Below are 15,024 nucleotides of genomic sequence, written 5' to 3' on the forward strand. Positions count from 1 at the left end.
ATGTCGATTTTTCAAAGTTTAGATACGACTGGTTCAGCCTTAACAGCGCAACGTTTAAGAATGGATGTTATTTCATCGAATATGGCAAATGCTGAAACAACTCGCGCACGTCAAGTGAATGGTGAGTGGGAACCATATAGAAGAAAATCAGTTGTCCTGACAGCGCAAGAAGGTTCAGGGTCTTTTGCGAGCCATTTGAATGCAGCGATTGGCTCAAGTAGTAAGTCAGCAGGAAATGGCGTAAAGGTAACACGAATTTCAGAAGATAATGAAACACCTTTTAAATTATCATATGATCCAAGTAATCCAGATGCTGATGAACAAGGCTATGTGAGATTACCAAACATTGATTCTTTAAAAGAGATGACAGATTTAATGTCAGCAACACGATCGTATGAAGCAAATGTAACCGTATTTAATGCAAATAAAGCAATGTTAACAAAGGCTCTTGAAATAGGAAAATAATAAAAATAGAAGGGGTGAATCCGATGGATGTTTCACAAGTAGGTCTTACACAACCGATTGCACCAACATTGAATCAAGCTGCACCAACCAATCAAGTTGAATCAAAAGTAAGTTTTGGAGACACATTGAAACAAGCGATTAATTCGGTAAACGAAGTACAACAAAAATCCGATTTAATGACGAATAAACTAATTGCAGGCCAAGAGGTTGAATTATCAGATGTTATGATTACTGCTCAAAAAGCAAGCGTCACATTAAATACAGCATTGCAAATTAGAAATAAAGCAGTAGAAGCTTATCAAGAAATTATGCGAATGTCTGTTTAATTTGTAGCAAAGACGTATTTAACGTAATCGGAGGCCAAACATGATATGAATGAAAGAATAACCAAACTAAGAACCGATTTGACTAAATTTTGGAAGAGTAGGTCAAAACGACAAAAAGGAACAATGATTGGTTTATTAGCAGCCATTATTATTGGTGCAGCACTCATTACATACTTTATGACACGTGTAACGTATTCACCATTATATTCAAATTTGACAGCGGCAGAAGTGGGTCAGATCAAAGCACAATTAGATACACAGGGTGTGAAGTATGAAATTACTGCAGGTGGTACAGCTATTTCAGTACCATCAGACAAAGTAGATGAATTGGTAGTAAACTTAGCTGCTCAAGGTCTTCCAAAGAGCGGTGAAATTGATTATTCATTTTTCTCACAAAATGCAAGTTTTGGTATGACGGATAATGAATTTAATGTTATTAAAGTAGCATCTATTCAAACTGAATTAGCGAATTTAATGAAAAACATCGATGGCGTTAAAGATGCTAAAGTTATGTTGAATTTACCAGAACAAAGTACATTTGTTAGTGAAAGTGATAAAAATAAAGATGCGAGTGCTTCTATTGTTTTAAATACAGCACCTGGACAGCAGTTTAGTGAAGAACAAATTCGTACATTATACAACCTAGTAGCTAAAAGTGTGCCGAATCTAAGTACTGATAATATTGTCATTACGAATCAATACAATGAATATTTTGATTTAGCAGGTGGCGATGCTGAATCATCGAATGTAGCGAATGCAGGAAATCAATTGGCAGTTAAAAAACAAATTGAAAGAGATTTACAACGCCAAGTACAAGGTCTACTAAGTAATATTATGGGTAACGGAAAAGCAATTGTAACCGTTACTTCTGATATTGACTTTACAAAAGAGAATCGTGAAGAAAATTTAGTTGAACCAGTAGACAAAGAGAATATGTCCGGTATCGAAATTAGCGCTCAAAAAATCAATGAAACATATACGGGGAATGCAGCTGGTGCAACTGGAACACCAGAAGCTGAAACAAATACAGATAATTTTACAAATTATCAAGAAGGAACAAGTAATGGTAATGGTGATTACGAAAAAACTTCTGAAACAGTGAATAAAGAAGTGAACCGAATTAAACGTCAAATTGTAGAAAGTCCTTATCGTATTCGTGATTTAGGTATTCAAGTGGTGGTTGAACCACCAACAGCTGATGATCCAGCCTCATTAGATCCAGCAACGCAAAATGATATTAAAACGATGCTTGATTCAGTTGTTCGAACATCGATTGATAAGAGTTCGGCAGGAACATTATCTGACGAAGCAGTTGATCAAAAAGTAACCGTTTCTGTGCAACAATTAAACGGTAAACCAGATACAACACCGAATACAACACCAGCAATTCCTTGGTGGGTATGGGTAATCGGTGGTATTTTAGTTGTTGTGATTGCATTATTAGCATTCTTCATTATTCGCTCACGTCGTCGTCAAGATGAAGATGAATACGAGGAGTATGATGAAGAATTTGATGAGATTAATGTAGATGATATATCAGATGAAAAAGAGACAGAAGGCACTGTGAGAAGAAAACAACTTGAAAAAATGGCGAAAGAAAAACCAGAAGACTTCGCTAAGTTACTTCGATCATGGATTTCTGAAGAATAGGAATGGGAGGTTAATGCAGTGGCAACAAAGAAAGAGAAAGAATTATCTGGCAAACAGAAAGCTGCACTCTTGTTAATTTCTTTGGGACCTGAGGTGTCGGCATCGGTTTATAAACATTTAAATGAAGAAGAAATCGAACGTTTAACATTAGAAATTTCGAGTGTAAAGCGTGTTGAACCCGAAATTAAAGAAGAAATTATAGAAGAGTTTCATAATATTGCATTAGCGCAAGATTATATTTCACAAGGCGGTATTGGTTATGCCAAAACCGTATTAGAAAAAGCGCTTGGAAACGATCAAGCACAGGCGATTATTAATCGCCTAACTTCTTCTTTACAAGTACGACCTTTTGATTTTGCTCGTCGTACAGATCCAGCGCAAATTTTTAACTTTATTCAAAATGAGCATCCACAAACAATCGCTTTAATTTTATCTTATCTCGAACCACAACAAGCGGGAACGATTTTATCGTCGTTACCACAAGAAGTGCAAGCAGACATTGCGAAGCGTATTGCAACGATGGAATCGACTTCACCAGAAGTAATTAGTGAGATTGAGTCTGTTTTAGAAAGAAAGCTATCGTCTACAATGACACAAGACTACACAGAAACGGGTGGCGTAGATGCAGTTGTAGAAGTTCTGAATGGTGTAGATCGTCAAACAGAAAAAACAATTTTGGATGCACTCGAAATTCAAGATCCAGAACTTGCAGAAGAAATCAAGAAGCGCATGTTTGTATTCGAAGATATCGTCACATTGGACAACCGTTCGATTCAACGTGTTATTCGTGATGCAGAAAATGCTGATTTAATGTTAGCGATGAAAGTATCGAGTGAAGATGTAAAAAGTATTCTATTTAAAAATATGTCACAACGTATGGCAGAGACATTCCAAGAAGAGATGGAAGTTATGGGACCTGTTCGTTTACGTGATGTTGAAGAAGCACAAACAAGAATTGTTGCGATTACAAGACGTTTAGAAGACGCAGGCGAAATTATTATTGCTCGTGGCGGAGGAGATGACGTCATTGTCTAGAATTATTCGTTCCACAGCTGAAGAATCAAATATACGTGAAATTAAAATTCGTAAATTTTCTTTTACAGAAGAATTGGAAACAGGTGAAATAGAAGGGAATATGTCTGTGCCCTCTATTTTAGATGAACAAAATCGTATTCGGCAAAGCTTTGAAGAGGAAGTAGCAAGTACGCGTGCACAAATGGCACAAGAACAACAAGCGCTTCAAGAAAGCTTGGCACAACAACGTCAAGATTGGGAACTAGAAAAACAACAATTACAACAACAGGCATATGAAGAAGGTTTTCAAAAAGGTTATGCAGATGGCGAGATGAAAATTCGTGAAGACCTGCAACAAAAAGTAAATGAAGCAAATGAATTAGTTCATGCAGCCGTTGAAAATGGAAATGTATACTTACAAGAACAAGAACGTATTATTTTAGATTTAGCAATTGAATCTGCAAATCGAATACTCGGACGCAAAATTGAAGAAAATCCAGATGTGTTTTTAGATATTGTGAAGCGTGCATTGATAGAAGTAAGAGAATCTGAGTTTATTAAAGTATTTACTTCAAGTACATACTATTCATATGTAACAAGTAAGCGAGATGAACTCGAAACACTGTTACCACCGAACTTATTATTCACAGTGTTTGTTGATGATCAATTAGACGAAACAGCATGTTATATCGAAAGTAATCATGGGCGTATGATTGTTACGCTAGATGAACAGTTAAATGAATTAAAAAAAATATTATTAGCAATTTTAGAAAGTGAGGATTGAACGTGAATGAAAGCAGTCGACTTATTAAAACGAATTACCGAAGTACCGACGTTTAAAAAGTACGGTCGTGTGTCAAGAGTTGTCGGCTTAATGATTGAATCCAATGGACCAGCTAGTTCGATTGGGGATGTCTGCAAAATTCACGTACATTCTTCTCATACAGGTCATCAAGAAATTTTGGCTGAAGTAGTTGGTTTTAAAGATGACATTGTTGTTCTAATGCCTTTTACATCATTAAAGGATATCTCGATTGGTTGTTTGGTAGAAGGTACGAACCAACCTCTTGAAATAAAAGTAGGTCCAGAACTCATCGGGAAAATTTTAGATTCGATGGGGCGACCGATTGACGGTTCATTATTACCACGAGGCTTAGCTACGGTACAAACGGAAGGAGAGCCACCTAATCCGTTAACAAGACCACCAATTAATGACACATTAGAAGTTGGTGTAAAAGCGATTGATGGAATGTTGACGGTTGGGAATGGTCAGCGTATTGGTATCTTTGCTGGCTCTGGTGTTGGTAAAAGTACATTATTAGGTATGATTGCACGCAATACAAAAGCTGATTTGAACGTTATTGCATTAATTGGTGAGCGTGGTCGTGAGGTGCGTGAATTTATTGAGCGTGATTTAGGGCCTGAAGGTTTAAAACGTTCCATTGTGGTGGCTGCAACGTCAGACCAGCCTGCATTGATGCGTATTAAAGGTGCTTTTACAGCAACAGCTATTGCAGAATATTTTAGAGAACAGGGCTTAAATGTAATGCTCATGATGGACTCTGTTACACGTGTAGCGATGGCGCAACGTGAGGTTGGACTGGCAACAGGGGAACCCCCAGCGCAAAAGGGTTATACCCCTTCTGTTTTTGCGATTTTACCAAAACTCTTAGAACGAACGGGTACAAATGAAAAAGGCTCAATCACAGCTTTTTATACGGTCTTAGTAGATGGCGATGATATGAATGAGCCGATTGCTGATACTGTACGAGGTATTCTTGATGGACATATCGTATTAGACCGGAACTTGGCAAATAGAGGGCAATATCCTGCGATTAATATTTTAAAATCAGTTAGTCGTTTAATGAATCATATTGCAACACCTGAACACGTAGTAGCCGCAACAAAATTGAGAGAACTTTATTATACGTATATGAAAAATGAAGATTTAATTAATATTGGTGCATATAAAAGAGGCTCTTCACAAGAAGTTGATCAAGCGATTCAATATGAACCAATTATTACGTCGTTTTTAAAACAAGGTTTTATGGACCCCGTTTCAATGGAACAAACTGTGAATGAATTAACGAATCTTGCAAGAGGTGTTATGTAGTGGCGAATGCTTATCAATATCGTTTTAGTCAAGTAATGGACATAAAAGAGCAAGAAAAGAATGAAGCCGAAATGGCTTATAAAGAATCAGTTACTTCTTTTGAGGAGATAGCTACACATATGTATGACGCATTAAAAAAGAAAGAAGACTTACTCGCATTTCAACAAGAAAAAATGCAGTCGGGACTTAGTATTTTAGAAATGCATAATTATGCGAATTTTATTGATAGTATGGAAAAAAAGATTGCTGATTTACAAGAAAAAGTTATTCAAGCACGTTCGAAAATGCAATGGTTTGAAGAAAAACTTTTAGAAGTATCGCTTGAATTTAAAAAATATGAAAAAATGCAAGAACGTGATTATGAGGCCTATCAAAAAGAAGAAGATCGTTTAGAAATGATTCAATTAGATGAGATTTCGCAAATTGCATTTTACAACAAGGGAGTATGGTGAAGTCATGGCAAAGAAACCTGTAGCGTCTAAAAAACCGCGTAAAAAACAGTCTGTGATGGATCCGAATGAGCAAAATTCTGAACCAAAAGGACCTGGGAAATTACAAAAACTATTCTTTTGGGTCATTATTCCTGTACTATTTGCATTGGCCGTTGGATTAATTGTAGCGGAAGTAACAGGTACGAACGTATTTGAAAAAGCAAAAACACTCGTGGGGGAAAATTCGGACCAAACAGAGCAAACAACAGAGCAATCAATTGAAGATTATAATAAAGAAATTGTGAAATTGCAGGCGCAATTAAAAGAAAAAGAAGCTCTTGTAACGAAATTACAATCACAAATTGATGCCAATAAGACAGATACATCAAAATTAGAAGTAGAGAAAAAGCGATTAGAAAAAGAAGTCAAGAAATTACAAGATGGTAAAGCAGATAATAAAACTGACTCCACACTTTTAACGAAAACATACGAGCAAATGGCTCCTAAATCAGCGGCAGCAGCGATTTCTGCAATGAAAAATGAAGAAGCTTTAAGTATTTTAAATAATTTAAAGCCTGCAACACTGGCACCAATTTTAGAGAAAATGACACCTGAAAAAGCAGCTTATTATACAGAAGCAATGTCTAAAGGTGAAAAATAAAATGGTTTGAAGGGAGGTGAATATATGGTAATAGTCGGGTCTTTAGATCGTGTTGCAATAGGAAAGTTAGATGCGAAATCGATTGCGAAGTCTAGAAACAATACAACAGATTTTTCATCTACACTAAATAAAGCGCAACAAGCGTCAAAAAACGAAACAAATAAAAGTACTTCTTCAAAAAGTGGTGTGACAACTGCACAAAAGCAAAAAAATGAGGTTCAAACACCCGTAACAAATACAGAAAGTCAAAAAAATAAAGTAGAAGAAATAAAAGAAGATGTAGTAAATGAGCAGACCTCATCTCCACTAACACTTGAGTTTTTATTACCCACTCAAAAAGTAGATGAACAAGTAACTAAAGCAGAAGAAGTTGATTTTTCATTTTTACTACAAGCAACGTCTGTTCAGCAAATTATTGAGATGATGGGTGGACAACCTTTAGTTGAAGGCGAACAATTAAATTTAGATCAAGTAGCAAAAGCTTTAGGGATGCAAACACAAGATTTACAATCTCTAATTGCTAAACTAACAAATACAAATCAACAAACACAGCTATCAGGAACTAATGATCTGTGGACAGAATTAGGAAAAGTAGATCAAAAGGTAATGGCAGCTCTACAACAAATTGCTGCTGCAATTAATGGGCATGGAGATGCAAAATTAACAAAAAAAGAAGCGCAACAAGCAGTTGCACTATTTAAATTAATTGATTTAGCAGCACCTAAAACAGATTTGACTTTAAAACAAGAATCACAAGCAGCACAAATGAAGAATTGGTTATCAAATTTGGCAGGACAAATTTCTGAAAAGACGGCTGAAAAAGAAACCATGTTACCTTTTGCGAAAGCAACCATTCGATTCTCAGCACCTAAAGCAGTAGAAGTACCTACAAATCAAGTTACAACTGCCGCAACGTTACAAAGCACAAAACCTTCTGTTGTTACAATACAATTGCCAAGCAACGGAACTTCACAAGCACAATCTGCTAAATTCGTAGAAGAATTTCAGAATGTACTAAATCGTGCTCAATTTGCAAGTAATGCAGCTGGAACAAGATTATTAATTAAGTTGTATCCAGAACATCTAGGAACGATTCGAATTGAATTAGTTCAAAAAGATGGGATGTTATCTGCTAAACTTTTAGCTTCTAACACAGCAGGAAAACAAATGATTGATAGTACATTACACCAGTTAAAACAAGGTTTTGTAAATCAAAATATCCAATTGGATCGCCTAGATGTAGCGCAGGCACTTACAGAACCAAATAAGAGTGATCGTGGCAATCAATTCGGGCAACAGTCATCTCAATCACAGCAAACTGAACAGGATGAAATAAACGAAGGTAAACAAGACGAGTTGAAAAGTTTTGAGGAAATATTAGCAGAAATGGAGGAGTAGGAAATGGCAGACATTAAGGGAATTACAGCGGACTATTATCTACCTACAACGGAAAAAAGAACAGGTAATAGTAATCTAGGTAAAGATGACTTTTTAAAAATTCTTATTACACAACTACAAAACCAAGACCCTACAAGTCCGATGGATGATAAAGAATTCATTGCGCAAATGGCTCAGTTTTCTTCATTAGAACAAATGAGTAATATTGCGACGAGTATGAATAATTTGACTGCTATAACGCAGCAATCGCAATTAATTCAATTCAATTCATTCGTTGGTAAAACTGTGACATGGCATAAAGCCTCAAAAGAGTTAGATGAAGCAGGTAAGCCAATTGTGAATACAGGAACTGAGAAGGTAGTCAAGGTTCAATATGATGGCGCAGAAGCAAAGTTTGTTTTAGAAAGTGGTAAAGTAATTAGCGCTTCAAATATCTCAGAGGTAACAGAAGCAGCAAATGCTGGTGGCTCTAATTCATTGATTGATGCGAGTATGTTAATTGGTAAGAAAGTAAGCTTTTTAGATGATGAGGGGAAAACAACAACAGATACAGTAACCTCTGTATCAAAAAAAGATGGCAAAATTCAATATGTTTTATCGAATGGTCAAATAATTACAGCAGACCAAATGACAGCTATTTCAGCTTAATCGAGGAAGATTTTGAATCCTATTAGAATTGTCCAACCACCCATCATATATAATAATAAGCTTACACAACAAAAAAATAATGAAACAGCAAATACGCAGTTTCAAAATTTACTAAATGAAGCACAACAAAAACTCAAAATTAGTAAACATGCATCACAGCGAATTACACAACGTAATATTAACATCAGTGATGTGGAGTGGAATAAGATTGAAGAAAAGATGCAAGTTGCTAAAAGTAAAGGTTTAAATGAATCCTTATTTTTAACACAAAATGCAGCTTTAATTATAAATGTAAAAAATGCGATTGTTGTAACTGCATTGAATCGAACAGAAGCCAGTAATCAAATATTTACGAATATTGACAGTGCTATTTTAATTTAAATCTGGCGGGACCTTGTAAAAGGGCGCCTTCTGTACTATCGACTGACTGAGATAGTACACTTGAAAATCGAAGGGAGAAAATCAATTATGTTACGTTCTATGTATTCAGGTATCAGTGGTTTAAAGAATTTCCAAACTAAGTTAGATGTCATCGGGAACAATATCGCAAATGTTAACACATATGGCTTTAAAAAAGGTCGTGTTATTTTCAAAGACTTAATTTCACAAACTGTTGCAGGTGCCAGTGCCCCAACAGATAATCTAGGGGGGACGAATGCAAAACAAATCGGTTTAGGATCGAGTTTGGCTGCAATCGATACAATCCATGATAAAGGTTCAACACAAAGTACAGGACGTACGCTAGACGTCGTAATTAACGGTGATGGCTATCTATCATTTACAGATGGAGATAATACGTTTTATACACGTGCAGGTAACTTATATTTAGACCGCGAAGGAACACTTATCGCACCAGACGGTAAAAAATTAGTTTCTGCAGACGGGAACCAAATTCAAATTCCTGCTGATGCTACGAATTTGACAATTGGTCAAGATGGTACAGTTTCTTATACGCAAGCAGGAGCAATTGTAGCCGCTGGTCAAATTGGTATCACACGCTTCCCTAACCCAGAAGGTTTAACAAAAGTGGGCGGTAACTACTACCAAGTGTCGAATAACTCAGGTGATCCATCAGATACAAAAACACCTGGAGCAGATGGTAATGGTACAATTGAATCTGGTTTCGTTGAGATGTCAAACGTTGACTTATCAGAAGAATTTACAGAAATGATTGTTGCGCAACGTGGTTTCCAAGCAAACTCTCGTATCATCACAACATCAGATGAGATCTTACAAGAGTTAGTTAACTTAAAACGTTAATTTTTGATATTGTTTAATTAAAAAGGAGGGGGGCTGGGCTGGCTCTATCCAGACTAGCCCTATATTCCTATGATTCATGTAACAAGATTAAATGGAAAAACATTCACTTTAAACGCATTATACATAGAATCGGTCGAGGAGTTTCCTGATACAACCATCACGTTAACGACCGGACGAAAATATGTTGTGTTGGAAAAAGCGATGGAAGTAGAAAAACAAATAGTCGCATTTTATAGACAAGTACAACTCCTATCAAACCCGCATTTAAGAGGTGAAAATGAAGATGAAGAAGAATAAATTATTAACCATTATGCTTATAATTTTAGTATCTATTACATTGATTGGTGTGGTTGCGCTTGTTGTAGTAACACAGCTTTCAAAAGATGGTGGTGCTAATGCTGAACCAACTATCGACGAAATAATTGAACAATCTGTAGATGTACCAGAGATTAGTACAAATCTAAATGACCGTCGTTATGTGAAATTATCTTTAAAAATTCAAACAGATAGTAAAGAAGCAGCTGAAGAATTAACAAAACGAGATTTTCAAATTAAAGATATTCTTGTAGAAGTTCTTTCAGATATGAGTAGTGAAGATTTACAAGGTACAAAAGGTAAGGAATTATTAACGAATGCATTAAAAGCTAAGTTTAATGGCTTAATGCAAAACGGGGAAGTACAAAAAGTATATATCACCTCATTTGCAGTATCGTAATCGATGAATTAAACAGGAAGAGGAGGTGAGCAGATGGCTGGAGATGTTTTATCACAATCCGAGATTGATGCGCTCTTATCCGCATTGTCGACAGGAGAAATGTCAGCAGATGATATTAAAAAAGAAGAAGAAACAAAAAAAGTAAAAGTATATGATTTTAAAAGAGCTTTACGTTTTTCAAAAGATCAAATTCGTAGTTTGACTCGTATTCATGAAAATTTTGCTCGCTTATTAACTACATTCTTCTCTGCTCAACTTAGAACATATGTACAAATTACAGTAGCATCTGTCGATCAAATACCTTTTGAAGAATTTATTCGTTCTATTCCAAATATGACATTAATTAATGTCTTCGAAGTACCGCCTTTAGATGGAAATGTCTTGATGGAGATTAATCCTAATATTGCCTACTCTATGTTGGATCGTTTAATGGGGGGAGAGGGGTCAAGTCATAGTAATGTTGATAATTTAACAGAAATTGAAACGAAAATTATGACGAATCTTTTTGAGCGCTCTTTTGATAATTTGAGAGAAGCATGGGTAAATATAGCGGATATTGATCCAATCATGACGGAATTAGAAGTTAACCCACAGTTTTTACAAATGATTTCACCAAATGAAACAGTGGTTGTCATTTCTTTCAACTCTATTATTGGTGAGACGAGTGGTATGATTAATATTTGTATTCCTCATGTTGTATTAGAACCTATTGTACCGAATTTATCTGTACGCTATTGGATGCAAGCTAATACGAAAGAGGTATCGCCAGAACAAAAAGCAATTATCGAAAATAATGTAAATAAATCTGTACTGCCATTAGTTGCTGAATTAGGTACTGCACAAATAAGTATCGAGGATTTCTTATTATTAAGAGAATCGGATGTTTTACAGTTAGATAAATTAATTACAGATCCACTTTATTTAAAAGTAGATGAAGTACCTAAATTTATTGTGCAACCTGGTAAAGTGAAAAAGAGAATGGCTGTTCAAATTTTAGAGTCTCTGGAAGGAGGAGATGGTGATGATGAGTGATGAGATGTTATCACAAGAAGAAATTGAGGCACTATTACGTGGTGAATCATTAGATAAAAAATCAGATGAGGATGTTGAAGATCCTTTAAACAGTGACTCAGAAGAGTATAAAATAGAAGACTATTTAGATGATATGTCACGCGATGCGCTAGGTGAAATAGGAAATATTTCATTTGGTAGTTCGGCTACAGCATTATCGTCACTTCTTGGTCAAAAGGTTGATATTACAACACCTTCACTTAGTATGATTAATCGTAATAAATTAGAAGAAGAATTTCCACATCCGTATGTGGCTGTACAAGTCGAGTATACAACAGGATTAATGGGAATGAATTTATTAGTTATTAAACAATCAGACGCTTCGATTATCGCAGATTTAATGCTTGGAGGAGATGGATTAAATCCTGCAGAAGAATTGAATGAGATTCACTTAAGTGCTGTACAAGAAGCGATGAATCAGATGATGGGGTCGGCAGCGACGTCAATGTCTACAATCTTCAATAAAAAAGTGGATATTTCACCACCTTCAATTGATTTGATGAATTTTTCAAATAATGAAGGCACTGAAAATATTCCAGATGATGACTTATTAGTAAAAGTTTCGTTTAGATTAAAGATCGGTACACTAATTGATTCAAATATAATGCAATTATTACCTTTAAATTTTAGTCAAAACTTAGTAAAATCATTGATGAACCCTGATGCGGAAGAACCAGTTGAATCTGTTGAAGAACAACCGACTCCAGAGCCAGAGCAACAAATAAGCCCACAAGCTTCAGCAAATGGACAAACTACTTCACAAGAGCAACAGGTACAACAACCGATGTATCAACAACCTGATCCAATGCAACAAGCACAACAACCAATGTATCAGCAGCCAATGCAGCAGCAACAGCAACAACCGATGTATCAGCAACCGATGCAACAGCAACCAATGTATCAACAACAACCTGTACAACAGCCACAAATGAATGTACAGCAAGCGCAGTTTGTTGATTTTGAACAGGCTAATTTAAAACAAACTGAAGCGCGTAACTTAAATATGTTGATGGATATTCCATTACAGATAACAGTGGAATTAGGTCGTACGAAGCGTTCAGTAAAAGAAATTCTTGAATTAGTAAGTGGTTCAATTATTGAATTGGATAAATTAGCAGGTGAACCTGTAGATGTGTTGGTAAATAGTCGTCTAATTGCAAAAGGAGAAGTAGTTGTAATTGATGAAAACTTTGGGGTTCGAATTACGGATATCTTGAGTAAAGAAGACCGTTTAAATAATTTAAGATAGATTTTATTGGAGGAATATACAGATGGCAAAAAAAATATTAATTGTAGATGACGCAGCATTTATGCGTATGATGATCAAAGATATACTAACAAAAAATGGTTTTGAAATTGTAGGAGAAGCAGCCGATGGTGCACAAGCAGTTGAAAAATATGCAGAATTAAAACCAGATTTAGTTACAATGGATATTACAATGCCAGAAATGGACGGAATTGCAGCCTTAAAAGCAATTAAAGAAACAGACCCAGGTGCTACAATTATTATGTGTTCAGCTATGGGACAACAAGCGATGGTAATTGATGCAATTCAAGCGGGTGCGAAAGACTTTATCGTAAAACCATTCCAAGCAGATCGCGTAATTGAAGCAATTCAAAAAGCGTTAGGTTAAATTCAATGTTCAAGCAATCATTCAAAAAATGCTATTTATTGGCTTTAATCGTAATGATTTCTGTATTCTCTTTTTCAGCATGGAGCACACCTGTTGCTTATGCTGAAAAAGATGGTATGGTAAGCGATAATTTCGAGCAAAATAACAAAGAAGAGCAAAATAAAGCTGAAGTAAATAAGGCGGACTCATCTGAAGATTCGACAATTAGCTCTGGGATGACTGCATGGGAATACTTGAAAATTTTGTTAGCCTTAGCTTTTGTTGTAGGGCTTTTATTCTTTGTGCTTAAATTAGTCAACCGTAATAATAAAAAGTATCAATCGAACCAAATGTTACAAAATTTAGGTGGAGTATCTTTAGGCCAACAAAAATCAGTGCAATTACTCAAAGTGGGGAATTCACTATTTTTAGTGGGTGTTGGTGAAGATGTTCAAATGATTAAAGAGATTACAGATCCAACAGAGCAAGAGACTTTAATAAAAATGTATGAAGAGAAGCATAATCTATCGGTACAAACACCTTATATCGCTGAAATGTTTCAAACAGTCAAAGATAAATTTTCAAAGCAGCCTGTAGAACCAGCTACAAGCGATTTTAAAGAAGCATTAGATGAAAAACTTAACAAAATAAAAAAGAATCGTCAGCAACAATTAGATGATTGGAGTCAAAAGGAGAAGAAAGACGATGAGTGATTTACTTCAAGCTTTTTCTGATGGTAGTGGCTCAACCGTCTCAACTTCTGTGAAATTAATGCTGTTGTTAACTGTTCTATCATTGGCACCGAGTATTTTAATTTTAATGACATCGTTTACGCGAGTTGTTATCGTACTATCCTTTGTTCGAACATCTTTAGCAACACAACAAATGCCACCGAACCAAGTCATTGTCGGTTTAGCCTTGTTTTTGACATTTTTTATAATGGCTCCTACATTCCAAGAAGTGAATAAAGAAGCACTACAGCCGTTATTTAAAGAAGAAATTACATTAGATGAAGCATATGATAAAGCAAGTGTTCCATTCAAAGAATTTATGAGTAAACATACGCGTCAAAGTGATTTAGATTTATTTTTAAGTTACGCAGGTGAAGAACAGCCTAAATCTGTACAAGAGGTCTCTTTAACGACGCTTGTTCCAGCTTATACACTCAGTGAATTAAAAACAGCATTCCAAATGGGATTCATGATTTTTATTCCATTTTTAGTTATTGATATGATTGTCGCAAGTGTTTTAATGTCGATGGGTATGATGATGTTACCACCGGTTATGATTTCATTACCATTTAAAATTTTATTATTTGTACTTGTAGACGGATGGTATCTCGTAATGAAGTCTCTATTACAAAGCTTTTAAAGAAAGGGGAAGGAATATATGTCACAAGAGTTTGTTATATCAGCAGCTGAAAAAGCAATCACAGTTATTTTAATGGTTTCCGGCCCCTTACTATTAGTTGCTTTGATTACGGGATTACTGGTTAGTATCTTCCAAGCTACAACACAAATTCAAGAGCAAACACTTGCTTTTGTACCTAAAATTGTTGCTGTATTAGTTGCCTTAGTTTTCTTTGGTCCTTGGATGTTAACGCATATGTTATCTTATACACGTGATATTTTTGCAAATTTAACGCGGTTTATAGGGTGA

The 15,024-nt window shown here is 35.6% G+C and carries 20 protein-coding genes; all 20 read left to right on the forward strand.

The window, feature by feature from the left end; translation table 11 throughout:
* The 20 genes from flgC (at window position 1) to fliQ (ending at window position 15,024) form a co-directional block, all read left to right on the forward strand.
* The gene (gene flgC / locus KGI01_RS02505; protein ID WP_141272992.1) at window positions 1–465 is read left to right on the forward strand and encodes a flagellar basal body rod protein FlgC; all 465 of its coding nucleotides are present in this window, start codon (window positions 1–3) and stop codon (window positions 463–465) included.
* Window positions 466–488: 23 nt separating this feature from the next.
* The gene (fliE, locus tag KGI01_RS02510) at window positions 489–791 is read left to right on the forward strand and encodes a flagellar hook-basal body complex protein FliE (RefSeq protein ID WP_141272994.1); all 303 of its coding nucleotides are present in this window, start codon (window positions 489–491) and stop codon (window positions 789–791) included.
* A gap of 45 nt (window positions 792–836) precedes the next feature.
* A complete protein-coding gene (gene fliF / locus KGI01_RS02515; RefSeq protein ID WP_141272996.1) occupies window positions 837–2,441 on the forward strand; it encodes a flagellar basal-body MS-ring/collar protein FliF in 1,605 nt (534 codons plus the stop codon).
* An 18-nt stretch (window positions 2,442–2,459) separates the two neighbouring features.
* Window positions 2,460–3,476, forward strand: coding sequence for a flagellar motor switch protein FliG (gene fliG / locus KGI01_RS02520; RefSeq protein ID WP_068454878.1), 1,017 nt, complete (start codon window positions 2,460–2,462; stop codon window positions 3,474–3,476).
* Window positions 3,469–4,239 carry a flagellar assembly protein FliH gene (gene fliH, locus KGI01_RS02525; protein WP_170214703.1) on the forward strand — a complete coding sequence of 257 codons (771 nt, stop codon included), beginning with the start codon at window positions 3,469–3,471 and terminating at the stop codon, window positions 4,237–4,239. The genes fliG and fliH overlap by 8 nt, the downstream gene beginning before the upstream one ends.
* Window positions 4,240–4,245: 6 nt before the next feature.
* Entirely contained in the window at window positions 4,246–5,568 is a 1,323-nt protein-coding gene (fliI, locus tag KGI01_RS02530) for a flagellar protein export ATPase FliI (protein WP_068454872.1), read from the forward strand.
* Window positions 5,568–6,020 carry a flagellar export protein FliJ gene (gene fliJ / locus KGI01_RS02535; protein WP_255314710.1) on the forward strand — a complete coding sequence of 151 codons (453 nt, stop codon included), beginning with the start codon at window positions 5,568–5,570 and terminating at the stop codon, window positions 6,018–6,020. Before fliI ends, fliJ begins: the two co-directional genes overlap by 1 nt.
* A 4-nt stretch (window positions 6,021–6,024) precedes the next feature.
* Entirely contained in the window at window positions 6,025–6,660 is a 636-nt protein-coding gene (locus KGI01_RS02540) for a MotE family protein (RefSeq protein WP_170214704.1), read from the forward strand.
* Between the two features lie 24 nt (window positions 6,661–6,684).
* Complete coding sequence (locus KGI01_RS02545; protein WP_141273003.1) at window positions 6,685–8,058, forward strand: flagellar hook-length control protein FliK; 1,374 nt, start codon at window positions 6,685–6,687, stop codon at window positions 8,056–8,058.
* Between the two features lie 3 nt (window positions 8,059–8,061).
* A complete protein-coding gene (flgD, locus tag KGI01_RS02550; protein WP_141273005.1) occupies window positions 8,062–8,706 on the forward strand; it encodes a flagellar hook assembly protein FlgD in 645 nt (214 codons plus the stop codon).
* Window positions 8,707–8,718: 12 nt separating this feature from the next.
* Complete coding sequence (locus KGI01_RS02555; protein WP_170214705.1) at window positions 8,719–9,087, forward strand: TIGR02530 family flagellar biosynthesis protein; 369 nt, start codon at window positions 8,719–8,721, stop codon at window positions 9,085–9,087.
* Window positions 9,088–9,174: 87 nt separating this feature from the next.
* On the forward strand, window positions 9,175–9,966 hold the full coding sequence (gene flgG / locus KGI01_RS02560; protein ID WP_068454860.1) for a flagellar basal body rod protein FlgG: 792 nt from the start codon (window positions 9,175–9,177) through the stop codon (window positions 9,964–9,966).
* A 69-nt stretch (window positions 9,967–10,035) separates the two neighbouring features.
* A complete protein-coding gene (locus KGI01_RS02565) occupies window positions 10,036–10,263 on the forward strand; it encodes a flagellar FlbD family protein (RefSeq protein WP_068454857.1) in 228 nt (75 codons plus the stop codon).
* Entirely contained in the window at window positions 10,250–10,681 is a 432-nt protein-coding gene (fliL, locus tag KGI01_RS02570; RefSeq protein ID WP_141273009.1) for a flagellar basal body-associated protein FliL, read from the forward strand. Before KGI01_RS02565 ends, fliL begins: the two co-directional genes overlap by 14 nt.
* Before the next feature lie 33 nt (window positions 10,682–10,714).
* A complete protein-coding gene (gene fliM / locus KGI01_RS02575) occupies window positions 10,715–11,713 on the forward strand; it encodes a flagellar motor switch protein FliM (RefSeq protein WP_068454854.1) in 999 nt (332 codons plus the stop codon).
* Window positions 11,706–13,001 carry a flagellar motor switch phosphatase FliY gene (gene fliY / locus KGI01_RS02580; protein WP_141273114.1) on the forward strand — a complete coding sequence of 432 codons (1,296 nt, stop codon included), beginning with the start codon at window positions 11,706–11,708 and terminating at the stop codon, window positions 12,999–13,001. Before fliM ends, fliY begins: the two co-directional genes overlap by 8 nt.
* Before the next feature lie 22 nt (window positions 13,002–13,023).
* The gene (locus KGI01_RS02585; protein ID WP_068454851.1) at window positions 13,024–13,386 is read left to right on the forward strand and encodes a response regulator; all 363 of its coding nucleotides are present in this window, start codon (window positions 13,024–13,026) and stop codon (window positions 13,384–13,386) included.
* Window positions 13,387–13,391: 5 nt separating this feature from the next.
* Window positions 13,392–14,078 carry a flagellar biosynthetic protein FliO gene (locus tag KGI01_RS02590; RefSeq protein ID WP_141273011.1) on the forward strand — a complete coding sequence of 229 codons (687 nt, stop codon included), beginning with the start codon at window positions 13,392–13,394 and terminating at the stop codon, window positions 14,076–14,078.
* On the forward strand, window positions 14,071–14,736 hold the full coding sequence (gene fliP, locus KGI01_RS02595; protein WP_141273013.1) for a flagellar type III secretion system pore protein FliP: 666 nt from the start codon (window positions 14,071–14,073) through the stop codon (window positions 14,734–14,736). Before KGI01_RS02590 ends, fliP begins: the two co-directional genes overlap by 8 nt.
* A gap of 18 nt (window positions 14,737–14,754) precedes the next feature.
* Complete coding sequence (gene fliQ / locus KGI01_RS02600; RefSeq protein WP_068454841.1) at window positions 14,755–15,024, forward strand: flagellar biosynthesis protein FliQ; 270 nt, start codon at window positions 14,755–14,757, stop codon at window positions 15,022–15,024.

The organism is Kurthia gibsonii, assembly GCF_006539985.1.
In the GTDB taxonomy this organism is placed as follows: Bacteria; Bacillota; Bacilli; order Bacillales_A; family Planococcaceae; genus Kurthia; species Kurthia gibsonii.